Source organism: uncultured Comamonas sp. (genome assembly GCF_964277875.1).
In the GTDB taxonomy this organism is placed as follows: Bacteria; Pseudomonadota; Gammaproteobacteria; order Burkholderiales; family Burkholderiaceae_C; genus Comamonas; species Comamonas sediminis.
The window spans coordinates 319,930-343,993 of the sequence record NZ_CAXYJV010000050.1; the positions used below are offsets into that span (position 1 = coordinate 319,930).

The window sequence follows — 24,064 nt, forward strand, 5'->3', positions numbered from 1 at the left end:
TAGGTGGTTACGTTGCAGATGTGACAGATACATACAGTACTCCCCTACCAATGCCAACGCGGTTTCGCTGAATCACTCTATGGCCCTATTAAATAACACCGCCCCCAGCATCAACATCCCCGTCAGCGCATACATGGCTCGGTAGCACTTTTGCAGACGCAGCAGGCTCAGGTAACTCAGTTGCTGCCGGTAGGCCTGCCAGGTCGCCCAGACATGCAGGGGGTAGAGGCAGACCGCCAGCAGCAGCGCGGTGGGCAGCAGTTGGCGCAGGCACAGCACGGCGAGCAGCAGGTAGGCGGCGCTGAACAGCACAAACGCGGCTACAAAACAGCGCTTGGCGCCAAAGCGAACGGCATTGGTCTGGATGCCATTGAGACAGTCACCCTGCACACCTCGGGCCTCATGCACCAGGTGGCCGGCCGCAAACACCAGACCAAAATATGCGCTGATCGCAAGACTGGGGCCATGGATGGGCGCAAATGCCACCCAGCCCAGCAGAAAGTGCAGGCTGCCTCCCAGCAAATGCATTAGGGAGCTCCACAGTGGCCGGCCCTTCAGTTGCCAAGGAGGCAGCGAATACAGCGCGCTGGCGGCGCAGAGCGCCAGCCCCAGGAGCAGCGCCTGGAAGCCCAGAGGCAGCAGCGCCAGAAGGGCGCCCACAAACAGCACCACGCCCAGCCAACCAAACAGGCGCCGCCCTACGCCCTGATTCACGAAAGTATGGCCCTGGCGCTGGGGGTCGCGCAGATCCGCATCAATGCCGGCCCAATCGTTGGCGACAAACACATGCGCCACAAACAAGAGGTTGGCAGTCACCAGCCACAGGCCTTGCCAGACTATGGTCCACCCATGCCATGGCGCAAGGTTGCCCAGTGCCAAGATGGCACCCATCAGCGGGGTGCCTTGCAACACCAGCACCTCGCCGAGCCGGATACTGGCCAACAGGCGAAGCCATTGCGGCTGGAGGAACTGGCGGGCGCCAGCAGTGGGCTGGCGGGCCTCAGCCATGGCGTCCACCTGGGTCTTGTCGGCCAGAAGGCGGTGCATCTCCCTGCGCCTGGCCCAGATGCTCGTAATAAAGCCGTAGCCACAGCGCATAGGCCATCTCTTGCGACCAGTAATAGCGGCTAACCGTGGCAGTCAGGTCGTTGTGGTAGAAGAGCAGCGGCTCCTGCCGCAGTGCCGCAAAGCCGTCGGCTGCCAGGCTCGCCAGCATCTCCGCGTCGGCGGCTCGCTCCGCTGGCGTGGGTTGCGAGCGCTGTGGTGCGCCCAGGCGGTGGATGCGGTCAATAAGATCCAGCCAGCGCTGCTGGCCAGGCACCGAGGTGCTCAGCAGTCCCTCAGGCAACGACAGCGTGCAGCCAGCACGCTGCAAGCCATCACGCGACCAGCGCACCACCGCCGGTGCCCGTTGGTAGTAGACCCACAAGTTCGCATCTCCTGCCCGCTGCTGCAGTGCCTGGCACAAGGCTTGGGCGGCGGGCGGCTGCACTTCGTACAGCCAGCGCAACACATTGATCTGGATGCCGATATCGACCGGATTGGGGTCTCTGCCTGGATCTATGCATTCGTAATCTTCGCGCCGGGCCAACCAAGTCCGGTAAAGGCCATGGCTGTTGCGGAACCGCTGCAGTGTCGCCAGCGCTCTGTCCTGCAGCGCGGTATCGGCCAATGGCGCCAGACGCCAAACCAGGGCTGTGTCATCGGCATCCGGTGTGATCTTGCAGCTCAGGCTGCCGTGGGTCGGCAGCGCGGGGTTGCCGTGGTAGCGCACTAGGCCGGTGCTTTCGATCTGCTGCTGCAGAAATTGGCGCGTACGCGCCACCATCGGCTGCACCTCAGCAGCCGCCGCCACGGGCGTCAGAATGTCCACGATCTGCGCATTGGCAAAGATATTCAGCTCTGGCGCGGGCTGGCGGAACATGGCAGTCTGGGTGTGCTCGGTCAGCCAGTAACCGCCTTCTTGCTGCCGGTAGGCCAACATCTCGGCCGCGTAGCGCGCCGCTTCGGACAGCGGGCTGCCCTGGGATGGCATTACGGGTGCTGGCCGAGTGACCTCAAATTCCGCACTGGCCGCCAAGTAGACAGGCGCGCCCGACACCGGCGTCACCAGCACACGCAGCCGGTGCTTGCCAGCCGCCAAAGTGCCGACCGGAAAACGCAGCCGCCAGCCTGCTGCATTCGCGATGCCCAGCGACTGCACCACGTCCGGGCGCGTGAAAAACGCCTTGCTGCTGGCCAGCACCTGGCCGCCGTCCAGCAATACCGCGACCCCGGCAGGGGTCTGCCCATCGACCAGGGCCCAGCCGGCCACATCGACGGCGTCACCAGCGGTTACCTGGGCCGTGTCGATCGATCCATGCGCTCCGGGCAAGCGGCCAGAGGCCTGCGCTGCAGCGGCTACGCGGTGCATGGTGACGGGCAGCAACCGGGGCTGGGTATCGGCACTTGCCCGCACCAGAGCGCTGAACGCATGCTCACCCACGGCCAAATTGCCACGCGCAAAGGTCAGCGCCCAGCCGCTCGCTGGTGCCTGGCCTGCCCCCGCCCCTTGCCCCTTGCGGGGCGCAAACTGGGCCGTGGCCGCAGGCCATGGCTGGCCATCGACAAGCAGGTGCAAGTCATACGGTGTACGGCCCCCCGCCAGCGCCCAGCCCTCTACAACCACCTGGTCGTCATTGCTGAGACTGACCCGTTCCACCCCACCGTGCAGCAGCCAGCCCAGGTCATGCAGCCACCTCGGATGGCTGAGTAACGGCGAGTTCTGCAACTGCCAGGCCGCACGCTTTTGCGCGGCAAAACGCTCGGCCACTGTGACTGCGCCCTGGCGCTCAATATAGGCCGCATGGGCTTGCCCAGTGTAGCCAAAGGCCCCAATGGCTTCTGCAACCACCGCCGCCAGCACAGCCAGCGTGAATGCCCCTCTACCCCAAGCAGACAGACCCAGCAACGCGGGCGGCAGCAACCAGACCAGGATGGGCAGCATGTCGGTCAAAAAACGGCTTCCCCAGCTGATGCCCTGGATCCAGTGCGCAGCCGCATAGAACAGAATCTGCAGCACCACCGCCGCCACCATCACCATGGCCAGTAAGCGCCAGCGGCTAAGGCGCCAGATGGCGGACCCGCGCAGCGGCAGCAGCAGCAAAAATGGCGAGAACACCAACAACCCATACACGGGGCTGAACAGCAAGGCGGCGACCCCTTCGGGCAGGCCCAGCCAGGAGGCATCGGTGCTGTGGTTCAGCACAAAAACGTAGTAGCCGCCCATGTATGAGCCCACCCACCACAGGTTGTAGGCCAGGGTCAGCAGCGCCGGTGGCAGGGCGCCGGCCAGAAACAGCCGGTAATGCCCCCGTGCCCAGACCAGCGCGTAGGCGGCAAAGCCCAGTGCCAGCCACGTGTCGGGCTGGCGGTTACAGGCGATCAGACTGCATACCAGGCCATAGGCCCAGGCCCGCCTGGGAGTGCAGCGCTCACTGGTAGCGATCCATAGCGCGCAGGTCACCAGCAGTTGGGCCACACCATGCATCCACAGCGCCTGGCTGCTGATCACCCAGGTGCTGGTACCAAAGGCATAGGCCAGCGCCAGCCCCATTGCCATGCGGCCACTGCATTGGCGCAGCAGCAAGAGGTATATCAGCATCACCGAAGCCGATGCGACGAGCGAGGCCACGAGCTTTTCCATGATGCGGGCCACCGAATCCACATGCGCAGGGGCCCAGTCCCAGTACGACAGATACAGCGCAGCGGGAAGGTACAGCGGCGCTACCAGCAAGGGGGTGACAATGGGATAGAGCGAGAACAGGCGTCCGTCCGTGCCGCGCACCACCCAGCCAGCTTTGCCAATCTCGCCAGGCTTGCTGGGCAGCCTGTGCCCTTGTGCCACCAGGTCAGCAACGGGGTCCAGGCTCAGGGTGGTGTATTTCCACAGCGACAGTGGCAGGTAGCGCGCTGGATAGTTGTCGCCCGCGCCTATAGAGCGCATATTCGCGTTGTACACCGCAAAGCTGACCACGCCCAGCAGCAGACAGGCCGCGAGATGCCTTATACGGAAGGGCTGGGGTCGATGGCTCAGCACCGGTATCTGCGTCAGTGCTCTCAGAGCCTTCTCCCAAACCCTGCGAACCAAGTGAAAACGCATACACGGCGGTTATTTAAATGTTGCTGCACGTTACTTTTTGCAAGCATAATTCTACGTTTGTCGGGCAGTATGCGCCCACTGCCGCATGTAAATATCTGCGAAAGATAGCTTGATACTGCACAATGCGATGCAAGCCATTGTGACAATTGAGATTAGTAATTTATTTACCAATTGATCGAATTTATTTTCTAATCCATCCGCTGCGCAGAGCCCTATGACAGTCACACCATCTCCCAAGTGCATTCTGGTCACCGGAGGTGCGGGTTTTCTGGGCTCCCACCTGTGCGAACGCCTGCTGACCGAAGGCCACCAGGTGGTCTGCCTGGACAATTTCTCCAGCGGCTCGCCGGGCAACATCACCGCACTGCTCGGCCACCCCGCGTTCAGTCTGCTGCAGCAGGATGTGGTGGATCCCATTGGGCTGCTGCAAGTCGACCAGATCTACAACCTGGCCAGCATTGCCTCACCGCAGCTGTACCAGCGCAACCCGGTACAGACCCTCAAGACCAATGTGCTGGGCGCCATGCAGGTGCTCGATCTGGCCTTGCGCTGCGGAGCCAGGGTGCTCCAGGCGTCCACCAGCGAGGTCTATGGCGATCCGCTGGTGCACCCGCAGCCTGAGAGCTATCTTGGCAATGTGAACCCCATTGGCCCACGCGCCTGCTATGACGAGGGCAAGCGCTGCGCGGAAACCCTGTTTGCCGACTACCAGCGCCAGCACGGCCTGTCCATCAAGATCGTGCGCATCTTCAACACCTATGGGCCGCGTATGCTGCCCAGTGATGGCCGGGTCATCAGCAGCTTTTTCAGCCATGCACTACAAGGCAGTGGCATGCCCATTCATGGTGATGGCCACCAGACCCGCAGTTTTTGCTATGTGAGCGACATGGTAGAGGGCCTGATGCGCATGATGAACAGCGATGCCGCCATCACCGGCCCGCTGAACCTGGGCAACCCCGAAGAGATCGACGTGCTGAGCCTGGCCAGAAAGATTGCTGCACTGACAGGGAGCGCCGCTGCCCCGGTATTTCTCCCCGGCCAGCCGGACGATCCTCGTCAGCGCAAGCCCGATATTTCCCAGGCTCGGCAGATGCTGGGCTGGGCTCCCCAGGTCTCGCTTGACAATGGACTCTCCCACACCCATGCCCAGCTGCAACGCGCTGCCGCCTTTGCTACCGCCCACAGCCAAGACCCTGGTGCTGATGCCTTACTACGAGGACATCCAGGCCTGTCAGCTTTTGCTGCAAGCGCTGCACGCACAGCTCGGACCTGACTGCTTTGTGCTCTTCGTCGATGACTGCTCGCCCCAGCAGTCCCTGACAGCGAGCGCACTCTCCAACGCAGGACTGCCCGGGCGCATTCTGCGCTTGCGCCGCAATGCCGGCCACCAGCAGGCGCTGGCCCTGGGCCTGCAGTACCTGGCCCCACATCTGCAGTCCCAGCAGCAACTGGTGCTCATGGATTCCGATGGCGAAGATGCGCCCGAGGCCGTCCCCGGCCTGCTGGCCAAGCTCAGCCAATCTGCCGGCGCCATCGATGCCATCGTCGCAGCCCGGGGCAAGCGCCGTGAGCGCTGGACCTTTGTCGCCTGCTACCGCGCCTACCAGTTGCTCTTTCGCCTCAGCACAGGGCGGGTGCTGGATTTTGGCAACTTCATGGTGCTGTCTGCGCCCGCCGCGCAGGCGCTCGCCGCCCACCCCAGCTTGCCCGTCCATATTGCCGCCAGCCTGCTGGCCAGCGACTTGCGCCTGGGCCGCCATTCAGTGGACCGGGCCAAGCGCTATGCCGGGGTCTCCAAGATGAACCTGCCTGCACTGGTGGGCCATGGGCTGCGCGCCATCCGGGTATTCAAGGCCCGCGTACTGCAGCGTCTGCGCCACGCCGCGCTGCTGCTGGCGGGCTTGGCGGCCGTGCTGGCCTGGCTCAGCACCGGGCAGAGGGGCGCAGGCCTGGCGCTGTTCGGGTTCTGGGGCTGCACGGCGCTGGCCTTGCTGTACGCGCTGGTGTACGGGCTGCTGGCCTGGAAGCTGGGAGACAGCTATCCTCAGCCCGACATGGCCATGGTCGCCGCGACCATTGATGTGCCAGCACCTGACCGCAAGGCACCGGAGGCCTGAATGAAAAAGCTGCGGTTCGCGCTTCTGTCCTGGCTGGCTTACCCCGTGCTGGCGGCCCTCAGCTACCTGCTCTATATTCGGCTGCTAACGGTCGATGTAGTGCTCTACGCTGCCTTGGCCGCTGCAGCGCTTGCGCTGGTGCTGCAGGCACTGCTGCTGTGCTGTCTGTCAACCTGGCGGGCCTTCAGCAGCCTGGAGAAATGCCAGCATCTGTTGGTCTGCGCGCTGACAGGTTACGCGCTGGCCCTGAGCGTGCCCACGGTGATTGACCGTTCGCTGTCGTTCTACATTCTGGAGAAGCTGCAGCAACGGGGCGGCGGCATTGCGCGCAGCAAGATGGACCAGGTCTTCAAAGACGAATACATGCACGAGCACCGCCTGATCGACATCCGGCTCACCGAACAGCTGGTATCGGGCACCATCCGCATCGACGACCAAGGCTGCGTGCTGTTGACGCCCCGGGGCGAGCGTCTGGCGCATTTCAGCCGGTGGTTCCGCCACTATGGCCTGCCACACCAGCGCCTGATTGGCGACAGCTACTCGGCCGATCTGGTTGACCCTTTTGCCCACAGCCAGTCAGCGCCCGACTACCGCTGCCATTGAACAGCTTGCGTGGCCTGGGCTTCCTGTGGCCTATCAACGCATCACCAAGCCCCCATCTACCAGCAACACCTGCCCCGTCATGAACCGGCTCAGGTCCGATGCCAGGAACAGCACTGGCCCAGCGACATCCTCAGGGCTGGCCAGGCGGCGCAGCGGGGTGGCGGCCATCAGCGATTCGCGGAAGGATTCGCGGGTTTGCGCGCTGCCCTGGGTGGGGTAGACGAGGCCCGGGGCGACACAATTGACGCGTATCCCAAAGGGCCCCAGCTCGCTGGCCAGGTTGCGGCTGAAGCCCACCAGCGAGGCCTTGGCCGTGCTGTAGTCGTGGTAGGCGACAACCGGGTGCTCCACCAGATTGCTGGTGATATTGACGATGCTGCCCCAGGCGCGCTGGCGCATCTGCGGCAGCACCGCGCGGCAGACATGGAAGGCGCCGCCCACGGCGGCATCGAACTGCGCCTGGTAGTCGCTCCAAGCCAGGGCATCGAGCGGCTGGCGGCGCTCCGGGTCAAAGGCATAGGGGCGCAAGGCATTGTTCACGACGACATCGATGGGCCCGGCCTCCTGCGCAATGGCCTGGGCCATCGCGTCCACCGCCGCCGGGTTGCCCACATCGGCTTGCACGGCCCAGGCGTCGCCGCCGGCGGCCTGGCAGGCGGCCACGGTCTGGGCCGCTGCCGCCTCATTGGCCAGGTAGTTCACCGCCACGGTGGCGCCTTCGCGCGCAAAGGCCTGGGCAATGGCCGCGCCAATGCCCCGACTGGCACCTGTTACCAGCACCACCTTGCCGCGCAGGTTCAACGCACTGCTCTCCCGCATCTCAGGCCCCCGGCAGCCAACGGCTGTCCACCACATCGGCCACCTGGATGGGCTGCTGCACCAGGCCCAGCGCATGGTAGGCATCGGCACCCTTTTGCAGCGCATCCAGGTCAAAGCTGCCCAGCGGCGCTGCCTTGCCCTGCACCCGCAAGCTAGGCTGGGCCGATGCATTGCGCAGGCCGATCACATCGAGGTTGATGTCGCGCTGGGTGCCATCGATCGCGCGTTTGGTGGCCAGGGTGGCGGCCTCTTCGGGCTGGGCGATCATCCAGGCCGCGCTGTCGCGGTAGCCGCGCAAGAAAGCTTGCAGCAACGCCGGCTGCTGCTCCAGCGTCTGCCGGCGCACCACAAACATATCGCTGGACATGTTGAGGTAGTCGCGCACGGGCATCACATGCACCTCGCCTATGCCCTTGCGCAGGCCCACGGCCAGGCCGGTGTCAGTGGCGGCCGTCGCATCGACCTGGCCTTGCATCAGCGGCGCAAAGTTCAAAAGGCCGGTGACGACAATGCGCACATCCGATTCCTTGAGCCCCGCCTGGTGCAGCATCACCAGCAGGTTCTGGCGCGTGCCGCTGGCCAGGCTGTAGACACCAATGGTCTTGCCCTTCAGGTCCGCCGGTGTACGGATGCCGCTGGAGCGCAGCGACACCACGTTGAACACGTTTTGCGGGTAGATGTCGTAGATGGCAACCAGCTTCTCGCCCTTGTCCAGCGCCATGAAGAACGAGCCCGGGTCGGTAAAGGCCACATCGCCCTGGCCGCTCAGGATATTGCGGATCGCATCGCCGCCACCGGCACCGGGCAGGTAGGTCAGGTCCACTCCCTGGGCCTTGAAGAAGCCCTTGTCCGGCTCGGCCAGGATGTTGGTGATTTCGCTGATCGGCTTGCTCCAGCCGGCCAGGCGGATCTTGCCGCTGACCGGGGTTGCAGCGCCCGCTGTGATGCCCGTGCCCGACAGGCCCAGGCCCAGCAGACCGGCAGAGGCGCCCAGCCAGCGGCGGCGCGAGAGGGAAGAGGTCAGAAAAGGTGCAGACATAAGCGGTCCATCCAGAAGCAATCGAGCAAAAGTCCAAACATCAGCGCTGTGGGCCAGCGACGGCATGGCCACGCAGCAATCTGCGCTCCAGCAGCAGGCAGGCCTGGTACAGCAACAAGCCCAGTGCTGCGATCAGCAGCAGCGCGGCAAACATCAACGTGGTGTCCATCATTCCCTGCGCGGCAATCACCACGGCGCCCAGCCCTTGGCTGGCGCCCATGAACTCCGCCACTACCGCACCCACCAGCGCCAGCACCACAGCCACGCGCAGGCCCGCCAGAATGGCCGGCAAGCCCGTCGGCAGCTTGAGCCGCAATAACGTCTGCAGCCGGCTGGCTCCCAGCACGCGAAACAGCTGCAGGCGCTGCACATCGACCTGGCGCAGGCCCGTTAAGGTGTTTTCCATCAGCGGGAAAAAGCAAACCAGCGCCGTGATCAGCACCGTCGGCAGCAGGCCAAAACCAAACCACAGCACAAACAGCGGCGCCAGTGCCAGCTTGGGCACCACCTGGCTGACCACCACATAGGGCCGGAGCACCCGCTCCAGCAACACCGACTCGGCCAAGGCCATGCCAGCCAGCAAGCCAAAAGACGCGCCCGCCGCCAGGCCCAGCAGCACCGCCTGCACGGTAGCCAGCAAGTGCGGCCAAAAGTAGCCGGACGCGAGCCCCGCCCACAAGGCCTGCAGCACCGCCGACGGTACCGGCAGCACCAGCGCCGAGATACCGCCCAGGCGCCCTGCGCCCTCCCACACGGCCAGCAGCAGCACCAGCAGCGCAGCGGCCCACAGCCGGGCTTTCAACAGGGGGTTCATGCGCTGGCCCCGTCCATCGCGGCGCGCACCTGGGCCGCATAGGCGTTGAAGGCCGGGCCATGGCGCATGCCGTGGGTGCGCGGCGCCGGCAGATCAATGGCGATATCGGCGACGAGGCGCCCGCCGTGCATCAGCGCCACCCGGTCCCCCAGGTACACGGCCTCGTTGATGTCATGCGTGACAAATAGCACCGTGGTGCCCCGCGCGCGGCAGCTGCGCAGCAGCTCATCCTGCAGCTCGGCGCGGGTGATGGCGTCGAGGGCGGCAAAGGGCTCGTCAAGCAGCAGCAAGGCGGGCTCACGCATCAAGGCCCGCGCCAGCGCCACCCGGCTTTGCTGCCCGCCGGACAGCTGACGGGGATGTTGGTGCAGCAGCGCAGCCAGGCCCAGCTGGGCCAGCAGCTGCTCGGCGGCGTGACGATCCTGCGCCGTGGGCTTGCGCTGCAGCGACAGCGGCAGCAGCACGTTGTCCAGCACCGTCAACCAGTCCAGCAACGTGGGCGACTGGAACATCACACCCAGCTGCGGGCCCGGTGCCGCCAGGCTACCGCCTGCGCGCACAATGCGGCCCGCCTGCGGCTGCAGCAGGCCAGCAACCAGCTGCAGCAAGCTGGTCTTGCCGCAGCCGCTGCGGCCCAGCAGGCAGTGGAAGGCGCCTTGCGCCATCTGCCAGCTCACGCCATCCACAACCGGGGCCTGGCCCGGGTAGGCAAAGCTGAGGCGTTCGATATCAATCCATGCCATCGCGCCGCCCTCAGTCTGCGTAGCGCGCCAGCGGCTGGGCGGTGGCCTCGGCAGCGGCATCGATCTCGGTCATGCGCACCAGGTCGAGCAGGCTGAAGCGCCCATCATGGTGCCAGCCCGCCTCGGGCACGCCCATGGCACCCAAGGCGCTGATGCGGGTGACGCCGGCGGCGCCCAGCAGGCCGGCGAGGCGGTACAAATCCTCCGGGCCCACAGCCAGGCCTGCGGTTTGCAGGTAGTCGCGCTGGGCTGCCACCAGCGGCAGCGCCTGCTCCAGGCGGTCCACCCCCACCACCACAATACTGCGGTACAGAGCGGTGGGCGCGAGCGGCTCCAGGCTGTCGCTATAGGCCACGCTCCAGGGTGCATCGGCCGGGCCAATCAGCTGAGGGGCCGCGCCATCATCGGCGGGCGCGCGCCATTCCAGCGACTGCTGCCAGCGGGCCAGGCCGGCGCCCTCTTCCAGATCCAGCGGCCGGCGTGCAAAGCGCTGCTGCAGATTGGCGAGCTCGGCCGCCAGGTAATCGGCAAAGGCGCGGGGCGCGACCGTAGCGCCCCGCTCTACATAGAACACATGGGGTGAGTAGCAGCCCTGCTGGTCGTAGCGCATGACATCCCAGGCAGCCAGCCGCGCATGGGCCGGCGCCTTGACGGCATCCAGTGCCGCAGCGCCCACCATGCCAAAACCCAGCTTGTGGCCATGGGGCAAAAATCGCGTCGTCACCGGCAACTGCTGGCGCAGCGCGGCCAGCGTCTGGTTGCTGCCATAGGCCATCACGGTATCGGCCTCGGCATAGAGCACTTGCGCAGCTTCGGCGCTGTCGCCCGTCTGCGTGCCGCCGGGCCACCAGACCACCGCCAGGCAGCCGGCCAGTGGGGGATGCACCTCCGCCAGCAAGCGCGCAAACCAGCCGGCAAACAGCGGCTCGGCGCTGGCCAGCTTGCCGATGCTGGGCGCCTTGACGAGCAGGCCGCAGACCAGGCTCCACAGCGACAGCGCCGGCACATTGCCGGCCCAGCTGTGCAGCAGCAGGCCCGGGCCGTAGGCGCGCACCGCCCCGCCTTTGACGGCGGGCACAAAGCCATCGAGCACAGCAGGGTTGGCAAAATCCTCGCCGGCAAAGCGCCACAGCTGGGGCGCCCGAAAAGTCTTAAACAGGCCGTTGAGCCCCAGACGCACCATTGCCGCGTCATATCCGCAGACCAGCGGCAGGCAGGCATCGATCTGGCGGCGGTAGGGGTCGGCCGGGTCCAGGAGGCGGGCAATGGCGCGGTCAATGGCAGCCACGATCTCGGCCAGCGGCATGGGCTGCAGCTGGCGCTGCCCGGCCGCACGCACCCGCGCGGTCAGCGCCTGCATCTGCGCGCTGCTGAGCACCGGCACCTCGACCTCCAGCCGCTTGCCTGCACGCTCAAACACCAGCACCTGCCAGCGCAGCTGGTTGTCATCCAGGCCAGGCAGGTAGCCGGCCCGTAGGCGCTCGGCCATGCGCTCAGGCGCTTGTGCCTGCATCATGCGCGCGCCGCTTGCACAAACTCATCAACCGCCAGCGAGCAGCCCTTGGCAGCGGCCCCTTCGGCCCGGCCCAGCAGCAAAAAGCCGCCCTCGGCCCACTGGCCCACATCCTCGGTCAGGATGGTGCTGACCGCGTTGTAGTTGGCCAGGTCGCAGTGCACCAGGATGCCGCGCTCGCCCGGCGCCACACTGCGGCCGCTGACGGGCTCGACCAGGCGCGAGCGAATCCAGTGCGGTCCGGATTTGACCGAGGGCAAGCGGGCATTGCCGTTGTCGTAGAACTGGGTGCTCAGCTCGGTCATGCCATACATGTTGATGCAGAGCTCGGGCGGCACGCCCAGCAGTTCGGTCAGGCCGGCATAAAAATCGGCCAACGGCAGATCGCGCGACTGGCCCTTGTAGCCGCCGGTGTCCAAAATGCGGCTGCCCGCCGGCAGCTGAAAGCGGCGGCCCTGGGCGCGCAGCGCATCCATCACATGCACGAGGCTGAAGCTCGCGCCCAGCAGCGCATAGGGCTGGCCGGTGCGCTCGGCCGCTTCCAGCACGGCGCAGAGCCCGTCCATATCCAGGCCCTCCGGCCCCAGAAAATAGCGGCTCTCCGGCGTACCAAAGCTCGACTTGGCCAGCGCCAGGTAATGCGCCAGCGAGGAGTTGGGCATGGCCACTTCATCGGGGAACAGGATGCCCATCGGCATGCGCGCCGTGCCCTGCATGAAGCGGGTGGCGAAGTGCTGCTGCATCGACAGGTCATACACCTGCAACGCCGGATGGAAATGCCGGCCCCGCGCGGCGCGGCCGGTGGTGCCGCTGGTCATGAAGACGCGTTCGGCCTGCGACCGCGGCTCGCTGCGCAGCTCCAGCGCCTTGAAAGCATCGATGGGCACGGCCGGGATGTCGCTCCAGGTCTTGACCGTGCGCGGGCTGGCGCCACGGCGCTGGCAAAAGCTGCGGAACGGCGTATTCGATGCGTATTGGTAGGCAAAAAGACGCAGCGCGAGCTGGTCAAACTGGTCATCGGTGCAGCCATCCATTGCGATGAATGCAAGCAGGTCTGCGACCAGCGTATCGGCCTTGTCCATGGAATTCCTTCAAGAGCGGTGACGTCATGCTCCGAAGGCTCCCCCCATGCGCGCAAGGCGCCCCATGGCAGGGAACTGGCTCTTCTTCCGCCGGAATGACCCGGTTCAAGTTCTCGGGTGTAGATCTCAGCACTGGCGTGCACCCCGGAGCAGGCGCCATCTTAACCGAGCACCACCGGCGCGAGGCCGAGCAGGCTTCAAGCCAGGGTCTGCGCCACGGTCAATCCCAGGACCTCCGCCAACCCCACGTCAGGGAAAGCACCAGGGCCACCGCGATGGTGCATGCGCGTCCTTCCACCAGTCGTACATGCACCAGGCCAAGGCATTTCCTGCCGATTCCTGCACCATATCCAGGCGGCGCGGTATCCACGTAACCCATTGTGGTGCCTTGCAAATTTTTTGCGGCAGATCAAAGCAGCCATGCTGGAAATCACCTAGTCCGGCACCCTTTTCTTCTGCGATTCAGTCTGTTAACTTATGTCCTGTCGACAGACGACTGTCGCTAGACGACATAAATTCAACGAGGACAACAATGCTTGCAATGGCTGATGCCGACGTCCAATCCGGCTACGACAAATCGCATACCGAGAGCGAACAGCGGGTTCGCGAAGACCTGGCCGCCGCCTACCGCCTGATGGCCCATTTCGGGATGGACGACAGCATCTACACGCACATCTCGGCGCGGGTGCCGGGCCGTACTGACCAGTTCCTCATCAACCCCTTTGGCACCCTGTTCAAGGACATCACGGCCAGCTCGCTGGTCAAGATCGACGCCGAGGGCCGCATCGTGGAAGACACGCCCTACCAAGTGAACCCGGCCGGCTTTGTGATCCACAGCGCCGTGCATGCCGCGCGGCACGACGCCGCCTGCGTCGTGCACTCGCACACCGAAGCGGGCGTGGCCGTCTCCTCGCTGCAATGCGGCCTGCAGCCCAGCAACCAGTGGGCACTGCAGTTCTACAACCGCGTCGTCTACCACACCTTTGAGGGCATCGCGCTGGATCTGCATGAGCGCGAGCGCCTGGTCGCCGACCTGGGCAGCACGGCCAAGGCGATGGTGCTGCGCAACCACGGCCTGCTCACCTTGGGCAACAGCGTCGCCGAGGCCTTCATCCTGATGCTGAACCTGGACCGCGCCTGCCGTGTGCAGCTGGCCATCCAGTCCAGCGGCCAGGCCATCAACCCCGTGCCGCCCGAGGTGTGCGAGCTGACCGCGCGCCAGTACGAAAGCGGCGACACCGATGTGATGCCCGGCCAGCCCAAGCGCGCCGACCCGCATGAGCGCGAATGGCAGGGCCTGCTGGGCTTTTTGCAGCCGCCCGGCCGCAGCCAATACCGCGACTGACCAGCGCGACGGACCTGCGACTGACGCCCCCGACCCTTGCATGCCGCCGCCTTCGCGGCCCCTCCGCCGCAACCCCAACGGGCCAGGCCCCCTCGATACCAAGACAGGAAGCAACCATGATCAATCGGCGTGAACTCATCTCCTACAGCCTGGCAGGAGCCGGCCTCAGCATCGCGGGCGTGCCCATGGCGGCCCTGGCACAGCAGACCAAGGGAACGATCAACGTGATGGTGCAGCCCGAGCCCTCGGGCCTGATGCTGGGCATCGTGCAAAACGGCCCGACCCAGCTGGTATCCGGCTATATCTACGAGGGCCTGCTGCGCTACGACGACAAGCTGGAGCCCCATGGCCTGCTGGCGACGGCCTGGAGCCGCTCCGACGACGGCCTGACCTATACCTTCAAGCTCAAGTCCGGCGTCAAGTGGCACGACGGCAAGCCCTTCTCGGCCGATGACGTGGTGTTCTCGGTCGACAAGTTTCTACGCAAGACCCATGCCCGCCTGCGCGCATCGCTGGAGCCGCTGGAGAGCGTGCGCGCCATCGATGCGCAGACGGTGGAGTTCAAGCTCAAGTACCCGTTTGGCCCCTTCATCAGCCTGTTCGACACCGGCTCGATGCCGATGATCCCCAAGCACATCTACGACAACACCGACTACGCTACCAACCCGGCCAATGCCAAGCCCATCGGCACGGGTCCCTTCAAATACAAGGAATGGGTGCGGGGCTCCTACATCCAGCTGGTGGCCAATGAGCTCTACCACACCAAGGGCGAGCCGATGGTGGAGAACCTCTACTTCCACATCATTCCCGATGCAGCCTCGCGCGCTGCGGCGTTTGAATCGGGCAAGGTCGATGTGGTGCCAGGGGGCGCGGTCGAGTTCTTTGATGTAGCGCGCCTGGCCAAGCTGCCTGGAGCTGCCGTCACCACCAAGGGCTGGGAGTTCTACTCGCCCCATTCCTGGCTGGTGCTGAACAACCGCAAGGCGCCCTTTGACAACCCCAAGTTCCGCCAGGCCGTCATGTATGCGATGGACCGCGAGGCCATGGTCAAGGTTGCCTGGCAGGGCTTTGCCAAGACGGCGGCCGGCCCCTTCAACCAGCATGTGAAGTTCGCCTCCGACGACGTCACCAAGTACCCGCGTGACCTGAACAAGGCCAAGGCCTTGCTCAAGGAAGCCGGCTATAAGGGCGAGACCGTGCGCCTGCTGCCGCTGCCCTATGGCGAATCCTGGCAGCGCCTGGCCGAGATGATCCGCCAGAACCTGATCCAGGCCGGCATCAAGGTGGAGACCACCGGCACCGATGTGGCCGGCTGGAACCAGCGCACCGCCGAATGGGATTTCGACATGGCCATCATCTATGTCTACCAGTACCCCGATCCGGCGCTGGGCGTGGCCCGTACCTACACCAGCCACACGATCGCCAAGGGCTCGCCGTTCAACAACATCGAAGGCTATGTCAACCCCAAGGTGGATGCGCTGTTTGACGCCGGCGCCAAGGCGCTGACCGATGCCGACCGCGCCAAGGCTTATGCCGAGGTGCAGAAGATCCTGACCGAGGAGGTGCCGGTGGCCTGGTTGCATGAGATCAACTTCCCCACGCTCTACCGCACCAAGATCAAGAACCCGATCAGCTCCGGCGTGGGGCTGAATGACAGCCTGAGCCGAGCCTCGATAGGCTAAGCACCGGTTGTGGCCCCCGGCCACAGCGCATCTCTTCTTGCTGAACTCTGCACGCTGCCAGCGCCACTGGCGCGTGCGGGATGGCTACGCTTTTGTCTCGCTCCAAGGTCTCCCCGCTATGAACCGCCTCCGCTACATGTCCGTCCGGGTGCTCCAGGGTCTGCTGGTACTCATGTGCATAGCCACCGTCAACTTCATGCTGATACGGGCTGCGCCCGGCGACCCGGTCGCGGTGATCGCCGGTGAAGCCGGCGCCTCGGACCCGCAGTTCGTCGCCCAGCTGCGCGAGCAGTTTGGCCTGGACAAGCCCGTCACCACCCAACTGGCCAACTACCTGGGCCACATCACGCAGCTGGACCTGGGCTTCTCTTACCGGCAGCAGCGCCCGGTGCTGGAGCTGATTGCCGAGCGCCTGCCCGCCACCTTGCTGCTCACCGGCAGTGCCTTTGTGATGTCGCTGATCTTTGGCGTGGCCTTGGGCGCCACGGCCAGCCGCCATGCCGGCAAATGGGTGGACAGCGCCATCACCTTTGTGGCGCTGGTGTTCTATGCCACGCCGCTGTACTGGCTGGCGATGATGGCGGTGCTGGTGTTTTCGGTGCAACTGAGCTGGCTGCCCGGTTTTGGCTACTTCACCGTCGGCAGCGATGCCACCGGCCTGGCCCGCGCCTGGGATATTGCCCAGCACCTGGTGCTGCCCTCGCTCACGTTGGCGCTGTTTTATATGGCGGTCTATGCCCGCATGACCCGTGCCTCGATGCTCGAAGTCGCGCAGATGGACTTTGTCAAAACCGCCCGCGCCAAGGGCGTGCGCATGGGCCGCATCCAGCGCCAGCACATTCTGCGCAATGCCCTGCTGCCCATCGTCACCCTGGCGGGCATCCAGGCTGGCGGCCTCATTGGCGGGGCGGTGCTGACCGAGACCGTGTTTGCCTGGCCCGGCATTGGCCGCCTGATGTTCGATGCCCTGCTGCAGCGCGACTACAACCTGCTGCTGGGCTGCTTCCTGGTCGCAGCCGCCGTAGCGGTGCTGTTCAACCTGATCACTGATTTTGTCTACACCCTGGTCGATCCCCGGATCGAGCTGGGCTGAAACGGAGCCTTGCGATGACTGCCCTCTCTGAACCGGCCCTGGCGGCCGACACGCCCCCCGCCAAGAACAAGCACCGGTCCACCTTCTGGCGCCGCTTTTGCCGCAACCGGGGCGCGCTGCTGGGCCTGGCCATCCTGCTGCTGGTGGCCCTGCTGGTCTGCTTTGGCCCGCTGCTGGCCGCCCACAACCCCTGGGACATGGTCGAGCAACCGTTTTTGCCGCCGATGGAGCGCGAAGGCTTTGCGATGGGCACCGACACCATGGGCCGCGACATTCTCTCGGGCCTGGTGCTGGGCGCCCGCATCTCGCTGCTGATTGCGGTGATCTCCACCTTGGTGTCGCTGCTGATCGGTGTGGGCATCGGTGCCATCTCGGGCTACTTTGGCGGCTGGGTCGATGCCACCTTGATGCGCTTTACCGAAATGTTCCAGTCCGTGCCCAGCTTTGCGCTGGCCCTGGTGCTGGTGGCCATTTTTGAGCCCTCGGTCAACTCCATCATCGTGGCCATTGCGCTGGTCTCCTGGCCGCCGGTGGCGCGCCTGGTGCGCGGCGAATTTTTGACCCTGCGCCAGCGAGATTTTGTGGCCGCCGCCCAGCTGGCCGGCCAAAGCACGCCGCGCATCATCCTGGCGCAGATCCTGCCCAATGCGGCCTCGTCCATCGTGGTGATGGCCTCGCTGATGGTGGCCACCGCGATCCTGCTGGAATCGAGCCTGAGCTTCATGGGCCTGGGTGACCCCAACCTGATGAGCTGGGGCTACATGATTGGCTCGGCCCGCACCGTGCTGCGCCAGGCCTGGTGGATGGCCGTGTTCCCCGGCGTCGCCATCCTGCTCACCGTGCTGGCCTTCAACCTGGTGGGCGAAGGGCTGAACGACGGACTCAATGCGCGCCAGGACGGGAAGACGAAATGAACGCCTACTCACACGAAGCCCTGCATATGCTTGCACACATGCCTGACCAGCCCAACACCCCGGAGCCGGTGCTGACCGTGCGCGGCCTGGATATCCGCCTGCCGCTGGGCGCCGACCGCGCGTTGGCTGTCACTCAGGCCAACCTGCAGATCCTGCCCGGCCAGACCCTCTGCGTGGTCGGCGAATCGGGCTCGGGCAAGTCGATGATCGCCAACGCCATCATGGGCCTGCTGCCCCGCCCCAAGGTCGAGCCGGTGGCCGGCGAGATCCTGTTTGATGGCAAAGACCTGCTGAGCCTGAGTGAAGACCAGCTGCGCGAACTGCGCGGCAGCCGCATGGCCATGGTCTTCCAGGAGCCGATGACGGCGCTGAACCCGGTGATGCGCATTGGCGACCAAATGGCCGAGGCGCTGGATGCCCACCTGCAGCTGCCCGCTGCCGACAAGCGCCGCCGCATCATCGCCGCGCTGACCGATGTGGGCCTGCCCGAGCCCGAGCGCCTGATCGATGCCTACCCGTTTCGTCTCTCGGGCGGCCAGCGCCAGCGCGTGATGATCGCCATCGCGATGCTGCTCGAACCCAGCCTGCTGATTGCCGACGAGCCCACCACCGCGCTGGATGTGACGACGCAGGCCCAGATCCTGCAGCTGATGCGGGCGCTGCAAAAGAAGCGCGGCATGGCCATGCTGTTTATCACCCACGACTTTGGCGTGGTGGCCGAGATTGCCGACCATGTTGTGGTGATGCAGACCGGTGTGGTGGTCGAAGCCGGCCCGGCCGGCCAGGTGCTGCGCAACCCGCAGCACGCCTATACCAAGAAGCTGCTGGCCGCCATTCCGCATGGCAATGTGCGCGAGACCCAGGCCAGCACGGCGCAGCCGGTGCTGCAGGTCAAGGACCTGTGCAAGGTCTACCGCACAGGCGGCGGCTTTTTGCGGCCCGCCCGTGAGGTGGTGGCCGCCGAGCGCATCAGCTTTGACCTGGGCCGCGCCCAGACCCTGGGCGTGGTGGGCGAATCGGGCTCGGGCAAGTCGTCGCTTGGACGCTGCATCGTGGGCCTGGCACCGTTTGACAGCGGCGATATCCTCTTCAACGGCCAGCGCCTCAGCTCCGGCGCAGCACTGCGCCGCCAGGCCAAGGGCAAGATCCAGATGGTCTTCCAGGACCCGTACGCATCGCTCAACCCGCGCCACAAGATTGGCTCGGCCATTGCCAGCGGCCCCATTGCCCAGGGTGTCCCCAAGGCCGAGGCCCTGCGCCGCACGATGGAGCTGCTGGAGCTGGTGGGCCTGGGCCCAGAGGCGGCCGAGCGCTACCCGCATGAGTTCTCTGGCGGCCAGCGCCAGCGCATCGGCATTGCCCGCGCACTGGCGATGGAGCCTTCGTTGCTGGTGGCCGACGAGCCGGTCTCCGCACTCGATGTGTCCGTGCAGGCCCAGGTGCTCAAGCTGTTTGCCGAGGTGCGCGAGCGCTTTCAGCTCAGCATGGTCTTCATCACCCATGACCTGCGCGTGGCCGGCCAGATGTGCGACCACCTGGCCGTCATGCAACGGGGCCGCATTGTGGAATACGGCCCCACCGCCCAGGTGTTGGGCACCCCCCAGCACCCCTATACGCAAACCTTGATCGACGCCATCCCCTTGCTGGAGCACCGCAGCGACGAGGCCGGCGCAGAACACCGGAGCCGCGCATGACCGCCATGCCCAGCGCCCCTGCCCCCACGGCCGCGCCCCGCAGCATTGCCTTTTTGAGCAAGAGCATTGCGATGGACTTTTTGCTGCCCGCCTACCAGGCCCAGTTCCCCGGCAGCCGGCTGCTGCTGGGTGCCGAGCTGCAGGCGCTGCTCGATGCTGGCCAGCACAGCGATATCGAGGTGGCAGTCTGCTGGCACCCGCCCGCCGCCCAACTCGGGCAGCTGACCCGGGACGCTGGCCTGCAGTTGGTGCAATCGATTGCCGCCGGCATTGACCATATCGACACCCAGGCGCTGCCTGCGAGTACGCCCGTGTGCCGCATTGTGGACAGCACCATGGGCTATGGCATGACAGCGTTTGTCAGCTGGGCCGTCATCCACCGCCAGCGCCATATGGACCGCTATGTGGCCCATGCAGCGCAGCGCCAGTGGCGCGAGGAGCCCATCGTTGCGCCCAGCCAGCACCGGGTGGGCATTGCCGGCCTGGGCACCCTGGGCCAGGGCTGCGCGAAAGCGCTGCTGGCCATGGGCTACCAGGTGCGCGGTTGGAGCCGGTCGGCCAAGCAGGGTTTGTCCGCTGGTCTGGAGGGTTTGCAGACCTTCCACGGCCAGGCGCAGAAGGCAGAGTTTTTGAGCGGATGCGACACCCTCGTGTGCCTGCTGCCGCTGACCGATGAGACCCAGGGCTTTCTCGATCTGGCCTTGATGCGCCAGCTGCCGCGCGGCGCGCACCTGGTCAATGTGGGCCGGGGCGCCCACCTGGTCGAGGCCGATCTGCTGACCGCACTGGCCGAAGGCCAGATAGGCGCCGCCACCCTGGACACCTTCAACGCCGAGCCGCTGCCGGCGAACCACCCCTTCTGGCAGGACCCGCGCATTCTGGTGACCCCGCATATCGCCACCCGCACCGATCCGCGCGTCATCGCCCGGCAGACCGCCCACAACTTCAGCCGCATCCGTGTAGGCCAGGCCGCCGAGGTGGCCGTGGACCTGGGACGCGGTTACTGACGCCCCGCAAGCCCGTTAGCGAGTAAGCACCACCCAGCCCCCAGGAGATTTGGACATGAACGCAGCAGACAACACCCCAAAACGCAGCGCGCTGGACGCACAGGACATTGGCGCCCACCTGCACCCCTACACCAACCTGGCAGCGCATGAGGACGTGGGCCCGCTGATGATCACGCGTGGCGATGGCATCCATGTGATCGACGAACAAGGCCGCAAGTACATCGAGGGCATGTCGGCGCTGTGGTGCAGCTCGCTGGGCTTTAGCCACCCGCGCCTGGTGCAGGCCGGCATTGATGCGCTGCAAACGCTGCCCTATTACCACACCTTCAACCACCGCTCCAACCCGGCGATTGCCCAGCTGGCGGACCGGCTGATCCAGCTGGCCCCGGCACCGATGGCCAAGGTCTTCTTTGCCAACTCGGGCTCGGAAGCCAATGACACGGCCATCAAGATCATCTGGTACTACCACAATGCCATCGGCAAGCCCGCCAAGAAAAAGATCCTGGCGCGCCAGCGCGGCTACCACGGCGTGACGGTGGCGGCCGCCAGCCTGACCGGCCTGCCCGCCAACCACCAGGACTTTGACCTGCCGATCGCGCGCATCGGCCATGTGGAATGCCCGCACCACTACCGCTTTGCCCAGCCCGGCGAGAGCGAGGCCGACTTTGCCACCCGCCTGGCCGATGCGCTGGAGCAGCGCATTCTGCAAGAGGGCCCGGACACTGTGGCCGCCTTCATTGCCGAGCCGGTGATGGGCGCTGGCGGCGTCATTGTGCCGCCCGAGACCTATTTTGAAAAAATCCAGGCCGTGCTGCGCAAGTACGAGGTGCTGATGGTGGCCGACGAGGTCATCTGCGGCTTTGGCCGCACCGGCCAGATGTTTGGCTCGCAGACCTTCGGCATCCAGCCCGACATCCTGACTTGCGCCAAGGCGCTGTCCTCGGGCTATGTGCCGATATCGGCCGTCATGGTCTCGCCCAGGATCTACGAGGCCATGGCCGCCAACAGCGGCAAGATCGGCACCTTTGGCCATGGCTATACGTATTCTGGCCACCCGGTGGCGGCGGCGGTGGCGCTGGAGACGCTCAAGGTCTACGAGGACGAGCAGATCCTGGCCCATGTCCACCGGCTCAGCCCCATCTTCCAAGGCCGCCTGCGCGGCTACCTGGAGCGCGCCCATGTGGGCGAGGCGCGGGGCGTGGGCCTGATCGGCGCCATTGAGCTGGTAGCAGACAAGGCCACGCGCCAGCCTTTTGACCCGGCGCTGAAGCTGGGCTACCGCCTGGCCCAGTACGCACAGGAAGAAGGCCTGATCGTGCGCGCCATGGGCGACGCGGTGGCACTGTGCCCGCCGCTGATCATCACCGAAGCCGAGATGGCCGAGATGTTTGCGCGTCTGGACCGCGCGCTGGACAAGCTGCAGGCCACCCTGCCATGAGCGCCGCCATGCAAGCCTTCTACAGCCCTGATCAAGCGCTGCACCACCCCAGCCAGTTCATGCGGCTGGGCAAGCTGGTGCCCGCGCCCGATCTGCCCAGCCGCGCCGAAACCCTGGCCGATGCCTTGCAGCAGGCGGGCCTGGCCGTCCGCACCCCGCCCGACATGGGCCGCGCGCCGCTCGAGGCCGTGCACGCCCCGCACTACCTGGACTACCTGCAAACCGCCTGGCCGCGCTGGCAAGCGATGCTGGCCAGCGGCGCCAATGCCGGCCCCGAGGTGATGGCCAACCTCTCACCCTACGCCGGCGTGCCTGCCGGCCAGCGCCGCCCGCCCTGCCCATCGCCGGCGCTGGTACCGCAAACCGGCTACTACCTGGGTGACCTGTCCTGCCCGTTGGGGCCGGACAGCTGGCAGTCCATCCTGCGTTCGGCCCACAGTGCCGTGGCCGCTGCCGATGCGGTGATTGCCGGCGCTCGCATGGCCTATGCGCTGTGCCGTCCCTCGGGCCACCATGCGCACTGGGACCGGGCCAGCGGCTTTTGCTATGTCAACAACAACGCCTGCGCCACCGCGCGCCTGGCCGGGCATTTTGGGCGGGTGGCCGTGCTCGATGTCGATGCCCACCATGGCGATGGCACGCAGAGCATCTTCTACGCCCGGGACGATGTGCTGACGGTCTCCACCCATGCGGAGACGAGCAGCTACTTTCCGTTCTATACCGGCTACGCCGATGAGCGCGGCGCCGGCGCGGGCGAGGGCTGCAACCTGAACCTTCCGCTGGCCCATGGCAGCGGGAATGCGGAGTTTTTGGCTGCGGTGGACACCGGCTTGGAAGCAGTGCGTGCCTTTGCCCCGCAGGCCGTCGTGCTGGCCCTGGGCTTTGACACCTTCAAGGACGACCCGATCAGCGTGCTGAAGGTGGACTTTGAGGCCTACCGCGCCGTTGGCCAAAAGCTGCGCGCACTAGGCCTGCCTCTGGTGGTGGTGCAGGAAGGCGGCTACCTGGTCGAAGCCATCGGCCCGGGCCTGCAGGCCTTTTTGGAGGGCCTCCATGGCTGAGCAGGCTGCGCAGCACCACGGCCAGATCGGCAGCCCAGCGCCCTTGCCAGCGCAGCGCGAGGCCGATGCCGCGCGCCGGCTGCGCCAGAGGCTGGGCCTGTTTCTGGCAGCGCTGCTGTGCTTTGCGTGCTACGACGCATTTGCCAAGCACATGCTGGCCCGCTACCCGGCCACGGTGATGAACCTCTCGCGCTATACCGCCGTCGGCATGCTGGCCTTGTGGGTGATGCACCGGCATGGCGACTGGTCGGCGCTGCGCTGGGGGCGCCTGCGCAGCGGCAAATTGCTGCTGCTGCGCAGCCTGATGCTGGCGGTTGTGGCCACCTGCTTCATGACGGCGCTGGCAACCATGCCGCTGGCCGAGGCCACCGCCATCTACTTCACCGCCCCGCTCATCATGGTGGCGCTATCGCCCTGGCTGCTGGGCGAGCGGGTCGGCCGCGTGCAATGGGTGGCGGTGCTGCTGGGCTTTGCCGGCATGCTGCTCATCGTCCGCCCGGGCAATGCCCTGCCACTGGCCGGCACCGTGCTGATGGCCGTCTCGGCGGTCTGCTATGCGCTGTTCCAGGTGCTCACGCGCAAGCTCTCGGGGGTGGTGCCGACGGCGGTGCAGTTTGCCTATATGGCGCTGTTTTGCCTGGTCATCACCAACCTGCCGGCCCTCTTCCACCCGATCACCGAATGGCCCGATGCGCCGCAGCTGGCCTTGCTGCTGGCCGGTGGTTTTGTCAGCGGTGGCGCGCAGTTGCTGCTGCTGCAGGCCTTCCAGCGCGCCTCGGCCTCGACCCTGGCGCCGATGAACTATGTACAACTGTTGCTGGCGGTGCTGATCAGCACGTTCTGGTTTCAACGACCGCCAGACAGCCTGGCCCTTTATGGCATGCTGATGATCAGCGCTGCCGGCGTCTACCTTGCATGGCCCCGGCGGCAAAAGCACACCGCTCACCAGGCATCCTGAC

At 65.8% G+C, this 24,064-nt stretch carries 20 protein-coding genes and 1 riboswitch; of the genes, 12 read left to right on the forward strand and 8 right to left on the reverse strand.

What is annotated here, in order from left to right; genetic code table 11:
* Nucleotides 1–72: 72 nt before the first annotated feature.
* Both ACHWUQ_RS22390 and ACHWUQ_RS22395 read right to left on the reverse strand, forming a co-directional pair.
* Nucleotides 73–1,047 (reverse strand): UbiA family prenyltransferase, encoded by a 975-nt coding sequence (locus ACHWUQ_RS22390; protein ID WP_394682495.1) that lies wholly within the window; start codon nucleotides 1,045–1,047, stop codon nucleotides 73–75.
* Nucleotides 1,001–4,078, reverse strand: coding sequence for a hypothetical protein (locus ACHWUQ_RS22395; protein ID WP_394682496.1), 3,078 nt, complete (start codon nucleotides 4,076–4,078; stop codon nucleotides 1,001–1,003). The genes ACHWUQ_RS22390 and ACHWUQ_RS22395 overlap by 47 nt, the downstream gene beginning before the upstream one ends.
* 277 nt (nucleotides 4,079–4,355) lie before the next feature.
* Here ACHWUQ_RS22395 and ACHWUQ_RS22400 point away from each other — a divergent pair, with 277 nt between their 5' ends.
* From ACHWUQ_RS22400 to ACHWUQ_RS22410, 3 genes are read left to right on the forward strand one after another with little or no spacing between them, the layout of a single operon-like run.
* Nucleotides 4,356–5,414 (forward strand): UDP-glucuronic acid decarboxylase family protein, encoded by a 1,059-nt coding sequence (locus ACHWUQ_RS22400; protein ID WP_312451108.1) that lies wholly within the window; start codon nucleotides 4,356–4,358, stop codon nucleotides 5,412–5,414.
* Nucleotides 5,344–6,258, forward strand: a complete 915-nt coding sequence (locus tag ACHWUQ_RS22405; RefSeq protein ID WP_312451104.1) for a glycosyltransferase — start codon at nucleotides 5,344–5,346, stop codon at nucleotides 6,256–6,258. Before ACHWUQ_RS22400 ends, ACHWUQ_RS22405 begins: the two co-directional genes overlap by 71 nt.
* Nucleotides 6,259–6,861 (forward strand): hypothetical protein, encoded by a 603-nt coding sequence (locus ACHWUQ_RS22410; protein WP_312451101.1) that lies wholly within the window; start codon nucleotides 6,259–6,261, stop codon nucleotides 6,859–6,861.
* Nucleotides 6,862–6,894: 33 nt separating this feature from the next.
* Here ACHWUQ_RS22410 and ACHWUQ_RS22415 read toward each other — a convergent pair whose 3' ends face one another.
* Genes ACHWUQ_RS22415 through ACHWUQ_RS22440 form a run of 6 tightly spaced genes read right to left on the reverse strand, consistent with a single transcriptional unit; the run spans nucleotide 6,895 to nucleotide 12,871 of the window.
* Nucleotides 6,895–7,680, reverse strand: a complete 786-nt coding sequence (locus ACHWUQ_RS22415) for an SDR family oxidoreductase (protein ID WP_394682497.1) — start codon at nucleotides 7,678–7,680, stop codon at nucleotides 6,895–6,897.
* Between the two features lies 1 nt (nucleotide 7,681).
* Nucleotides 7,682–8,719: an ABC transporter substrate-binding protein gene (locus tag ACHWUQ_RS22420; protein WP_394682498.1), complete on the reverse strand. Its 1,038-nt coding sequence runs from the start codon at nucleotides 8,717–8,719 to the stop codon at nucleotides 7,682–7,684.
* A gap of 40 nt (nucleotides 8,720–8,759) precedes the next feature.
* Nucleotides 8,760–9,533: an ABC transporter permease gene (locus tag ACHWUQ_RS22425; RefSeq protein WP_394682499.1), complete on the reverse strand. Its 774-nt coding sequence runs from the start codon at nucleotides 9,531–9,533 to the stop codon at nucleotides 8,760–8,762.
* Entirely contained in the window at nucleotides 9,530–10,276 is a 747-nt protein-coding gene (locus ACHWUQ_RS22430) for an ABC transporter ATP-binding protein (protein ID WP_394682500.1), read from the reverse strand. The genes ACHWUQ_RS22425 and ACHWUQ_RS22430 overlap by 4 nt, the downstream gene beginning before the upstream one ends.
* 10 nt (nucleotides 10,277–10,286) lie before the next feature.
* Entirely contained in the window at nucleotides 10,287–11,792 is a 1,506-nt protein-coding gene (locus tag ACHWUQ_RS22435; protein WP_394682501.1) for an acyl-CoA reductase, read from the reverse strand.
* Nucleotides 11,789–12,871, reverse strand: a complete 1,083-nt coding sequence (locus tag ACHWUQ_RS22440; RefSeq protein ID WP_394682502.1) for a long-chain fatty acid--CoA ligase — start codon at nucleotides 12,869–12,871, stop codon at nucleotides 11,789–11,791. The genes ACHWUQ_RS22435 and ACHWUQ_RS22440 overlap by 4 nt, the downstream gene beginning before the upstream one ends.
* 65 nt (nucleotides 12,872–12,936) lie before the next feature.
* Nucleotides 12,937–13,028: riboswitch (TPP riboswitch) on the reverse strand.
* A gap of 375 nt (nucleotides 13,029–13,403) precedes the next feature.
* Between ACHWUQ_RS22440 and ACHWUQ_RS22445 the strand changes: the two genes are divergently transcribed.
* The 9 genes from ACHWUQ_RS22445 to ACHWUQ_RS22485 all read left to right on the forward strand — a co-directional run bounded on the left by ACHWUQ_RS22445 (nucleotide 13,404) and on the right by ACHWUQ_RS22485 (nucleotide 24,063).
* The gene (locus ACHWUQ_RS22445) at nucleotides 13,404–14,216 is read left to right on the forward strand and encodes a class II aldolase/adducin family protein (RefSeq protein WP_394682503.1); all 813 of its coding nucleotides are present in this window, start codon (nucleotides 13,404–13,406) and stop codon (nucleotides 14,214–14,216) included.
* 119 nt (nucleotides 14,217–14,335) lie between these two features.
* The gene (locus ACHWUQ_RS22450) at nucleotides 14,336–15,898 is read left to right on the forward strand and encodes an ABC transporter substrate-binding protein (protein ID WP_394682550.1); all 1,563 of its coding nucleotides are present in this window, start codon (nucleotides 14,336–14,338) and stop codon (nucleotides 15,896–15,898) included.
* A gap of 118 nt (nucleotides 15,899–16,016) precedes the next feature.
* Nucleotides 16,017–16,991, forward strand: coding sequence for an ABC transporter permease (locus ACHWUQ_RS22455; RefSeq protein ID WP_239812339.1), 975 nt, complete (start codon nucleotides 16,017–16,019; stop codon nucleotides 16,989–16,991).
* Between the two features lie 14 nt (nucleotides 16,992–17,005).
* Complete coding sequence (locus ACHWUQ_RS22460; protein ID WP_394682504.1) at nucleotides 17,006–17,905, forward strand: ABC transporter permease; 900 nt, start codon at nucleotides 17,006–17,008, stop codon at nucleotides 17,903–17,905.
* 38 nt (nucleotides 17,906–17,943) lie between these two features.
* Nucleotides 17,944–19,599 (forward strand): dipeptide ABC transporter ATP-binding protein, encoded by a 1,656-nt coding sequence (locus tag ACHWUQ_RS22465; RefSeq protein WP_394682551.1) that lies wholly within the window; start codon nucleotides 17,944–17,946, stop codon nucleotides 19,597–19,599.
* Nucleotides 19,596–20,606 (forward strand): 2-hydroxyacid dehydrogenase, encoded by a 1,011-nt coding sequence (locus tag ACHWUQ_RS22470; protein WP_394682505.1) that lies wholly within the window; start codon nucleotides 19,596–19,598, stop codon nucleotides 20,604–20,606. The genes ACHWUQ_RS22465 and ACHWUQ_RS22470 overlap by 4 nt, the downstream gene beginning before the upstream one ends.
* A 55-nt stretch (nucleotides 20,607–20,661) precedes the next feature.
* Nucleotides 20,662–22,044 carry an aspartate aminotransferase family protein gene (locus ACHWUQ_RS22475; protein WP_394682506.1) on the forward strand — a complete coding sequence of 461 codons (1,383 nt, stop codon included), beginning with the start codon at nucleotides 20,662–20,664 and terminating at the stop codon, nucleotides 22,042–22,044.
* Nucleotides 22,045–22,052: 8 nt separating this feature from the next.
* Entirely contained in the window at nucleotides 22,053–23,105 is a 1,053-nt protein-coding gene (locus tag ACHWUQ_RS22480) for a histone deacetylase family protein (protein WP_394682507.1), read from the forward strand.
* Nucleotides 23,098–24,063 carry a DMT family transporter gene (locus ACHWUQ_RS22485; RefSeq protein ID WP_394682508.1) on the forward strand — a complete coding sequence of 322 codons (966 nt, stop codon included), beginning with the start codon at nucleotides 23,098–23,100 and terminating at the stop codon, nucleotides 24,061–24,063. Before ACHWUQ_RS22480 ends, ACHWUQ_RS22485 begins: the two co-directional genes overlap by 8 nt.
* The last annotated feature ends 1 nt before the right edge of the window (nucleotide 24,064 follow it).

Coding starts and splice junctions, on each gene's coding strand:
- ACHWUQ_RS22390 (WP_394682495.1), bottom strand. CDS start 1,047: ATGCACCGCCTTCTGGCCGACAAGACCCAGGTGGACGCCATGGCTGAG.
- ACHWUQ_RS22400 (WP_312451108.1), top strand. CDS start 4,356: ATGACAGTCACACCATCTCCCAAGTGCATTCTGGTCACCGGAGGTGCG.
- ACHWUQ_RS22405 (WP_312451104.1), top strand. CDS start 5,344: ATGCCTTACTACGAGGACATCCAGGCCTGTCAGCTTTTGCTGCAAGCG.
- ACHWUQ_RS22410 (WP_312451101.1), top strand. CDS start 6,259: ATGAAAAAGCTGCGGTTCGCGCTTCTGTCCTGGCTGGCTTACCCCGTG.
- ACHWUQ_RS22415 (WP_394682497.1), bottom strand. CDS start 7,680: ATGCGGGAGAGCAGTGCGTTGAACCTGCGCGGCAAGGTGGTGCTGGTA.
- ACHWUQ_RS22420 (WP_394682498.1), bottom strand. CDS start 8,719: ATGTCTGCACCTTTTCTGACCTCTTCCCTCTCGCGCCGCCGCTGGCTG.
- ACHWUQ_RS22425 (WP_394682499.1), bottom strand. CDS start 9,533: ATGAACCCCCTGTTGAAAGCCCGGCTGTGGGCCGCTGCGCTGCTGGTG.
- ACHWUQ_RS22430 (WP_394682500.1), bottom strand. CDS start 10,276: ATGGCATGGATTGATATCGAACGCCTCAGCTTTGCCTACCCGGGCCAG.
- ACHWUQ_RS22435 (WP_394682501.1), bottom strand. CDS start 11,792: ATGATGCAGGCACAAGCGCCTGAGCGCATGGCCGAGCGCCTACGGGCC.
- ACHWUQ_RS22440 (WP_394682502.1), bottom strand. CDS start 12,871: ATGGACAAGGCCGATACGCTGGTCGCAGACCTGCTTGCATTCATCGCA.
- ACHWUQ_RS22445 (WP_394682503.1), top strand. CDS start 13,404: ATGCTTGCAATGGCTGATGCCGACGTCCAATCCGGCTACGACAAATCG.
- ACHWUQ_RS22455 (WP_239812339.1), top strand. CDS start 16,017: ATGAACCGCCTCCGCTACATGTCCGTCCGGGTGCTCCAGGGTCTGCTG.
- ACHWUQ_RS22460 (WP_394682504.1), top strand. CDS start 17,006: ATGACTGCCCTCTCTGAACCGGCCCTGGCGGCCGACACGCCCCCCGCC.
- ACHWUQ_RS22465 (WP_394682551.1), top strand. CDS start 17,944: ATGCCTGACCAGCCCAACACCCCGGAGCCGGTGCTGACCGTGCGCGGC.
- ACHWUQ_RS22470 (WP_394682505.1), top strand. CDS start 19,596: ATGACCGCCATGCCCAGCGCCCCTGCCCCCACGGCCGCGCCCCGCAGC.
- ACHWUQ_RS22475 (WP_394682506.1), top strand. CDS start 20,662: ATGAACGCAGCAGACAACACCCCAAAACGCAGCGCGCTGGACGCACAG.
- ACHWUQ_RS22480 (WP_394682507.1), top strand. CDS start 22,053: ATGCAAGCCTTCTACAGCCCTGATCAAGCGCTGCACCACCCCAGCCAG.
- ACHWUQ_RS22485 (WP_394682508.1), top strand. CDS start 23,098: ATGGCTGAGCAGGCTGCGCAGCACCACGGCCAGATCGGCAGCCCAGCG.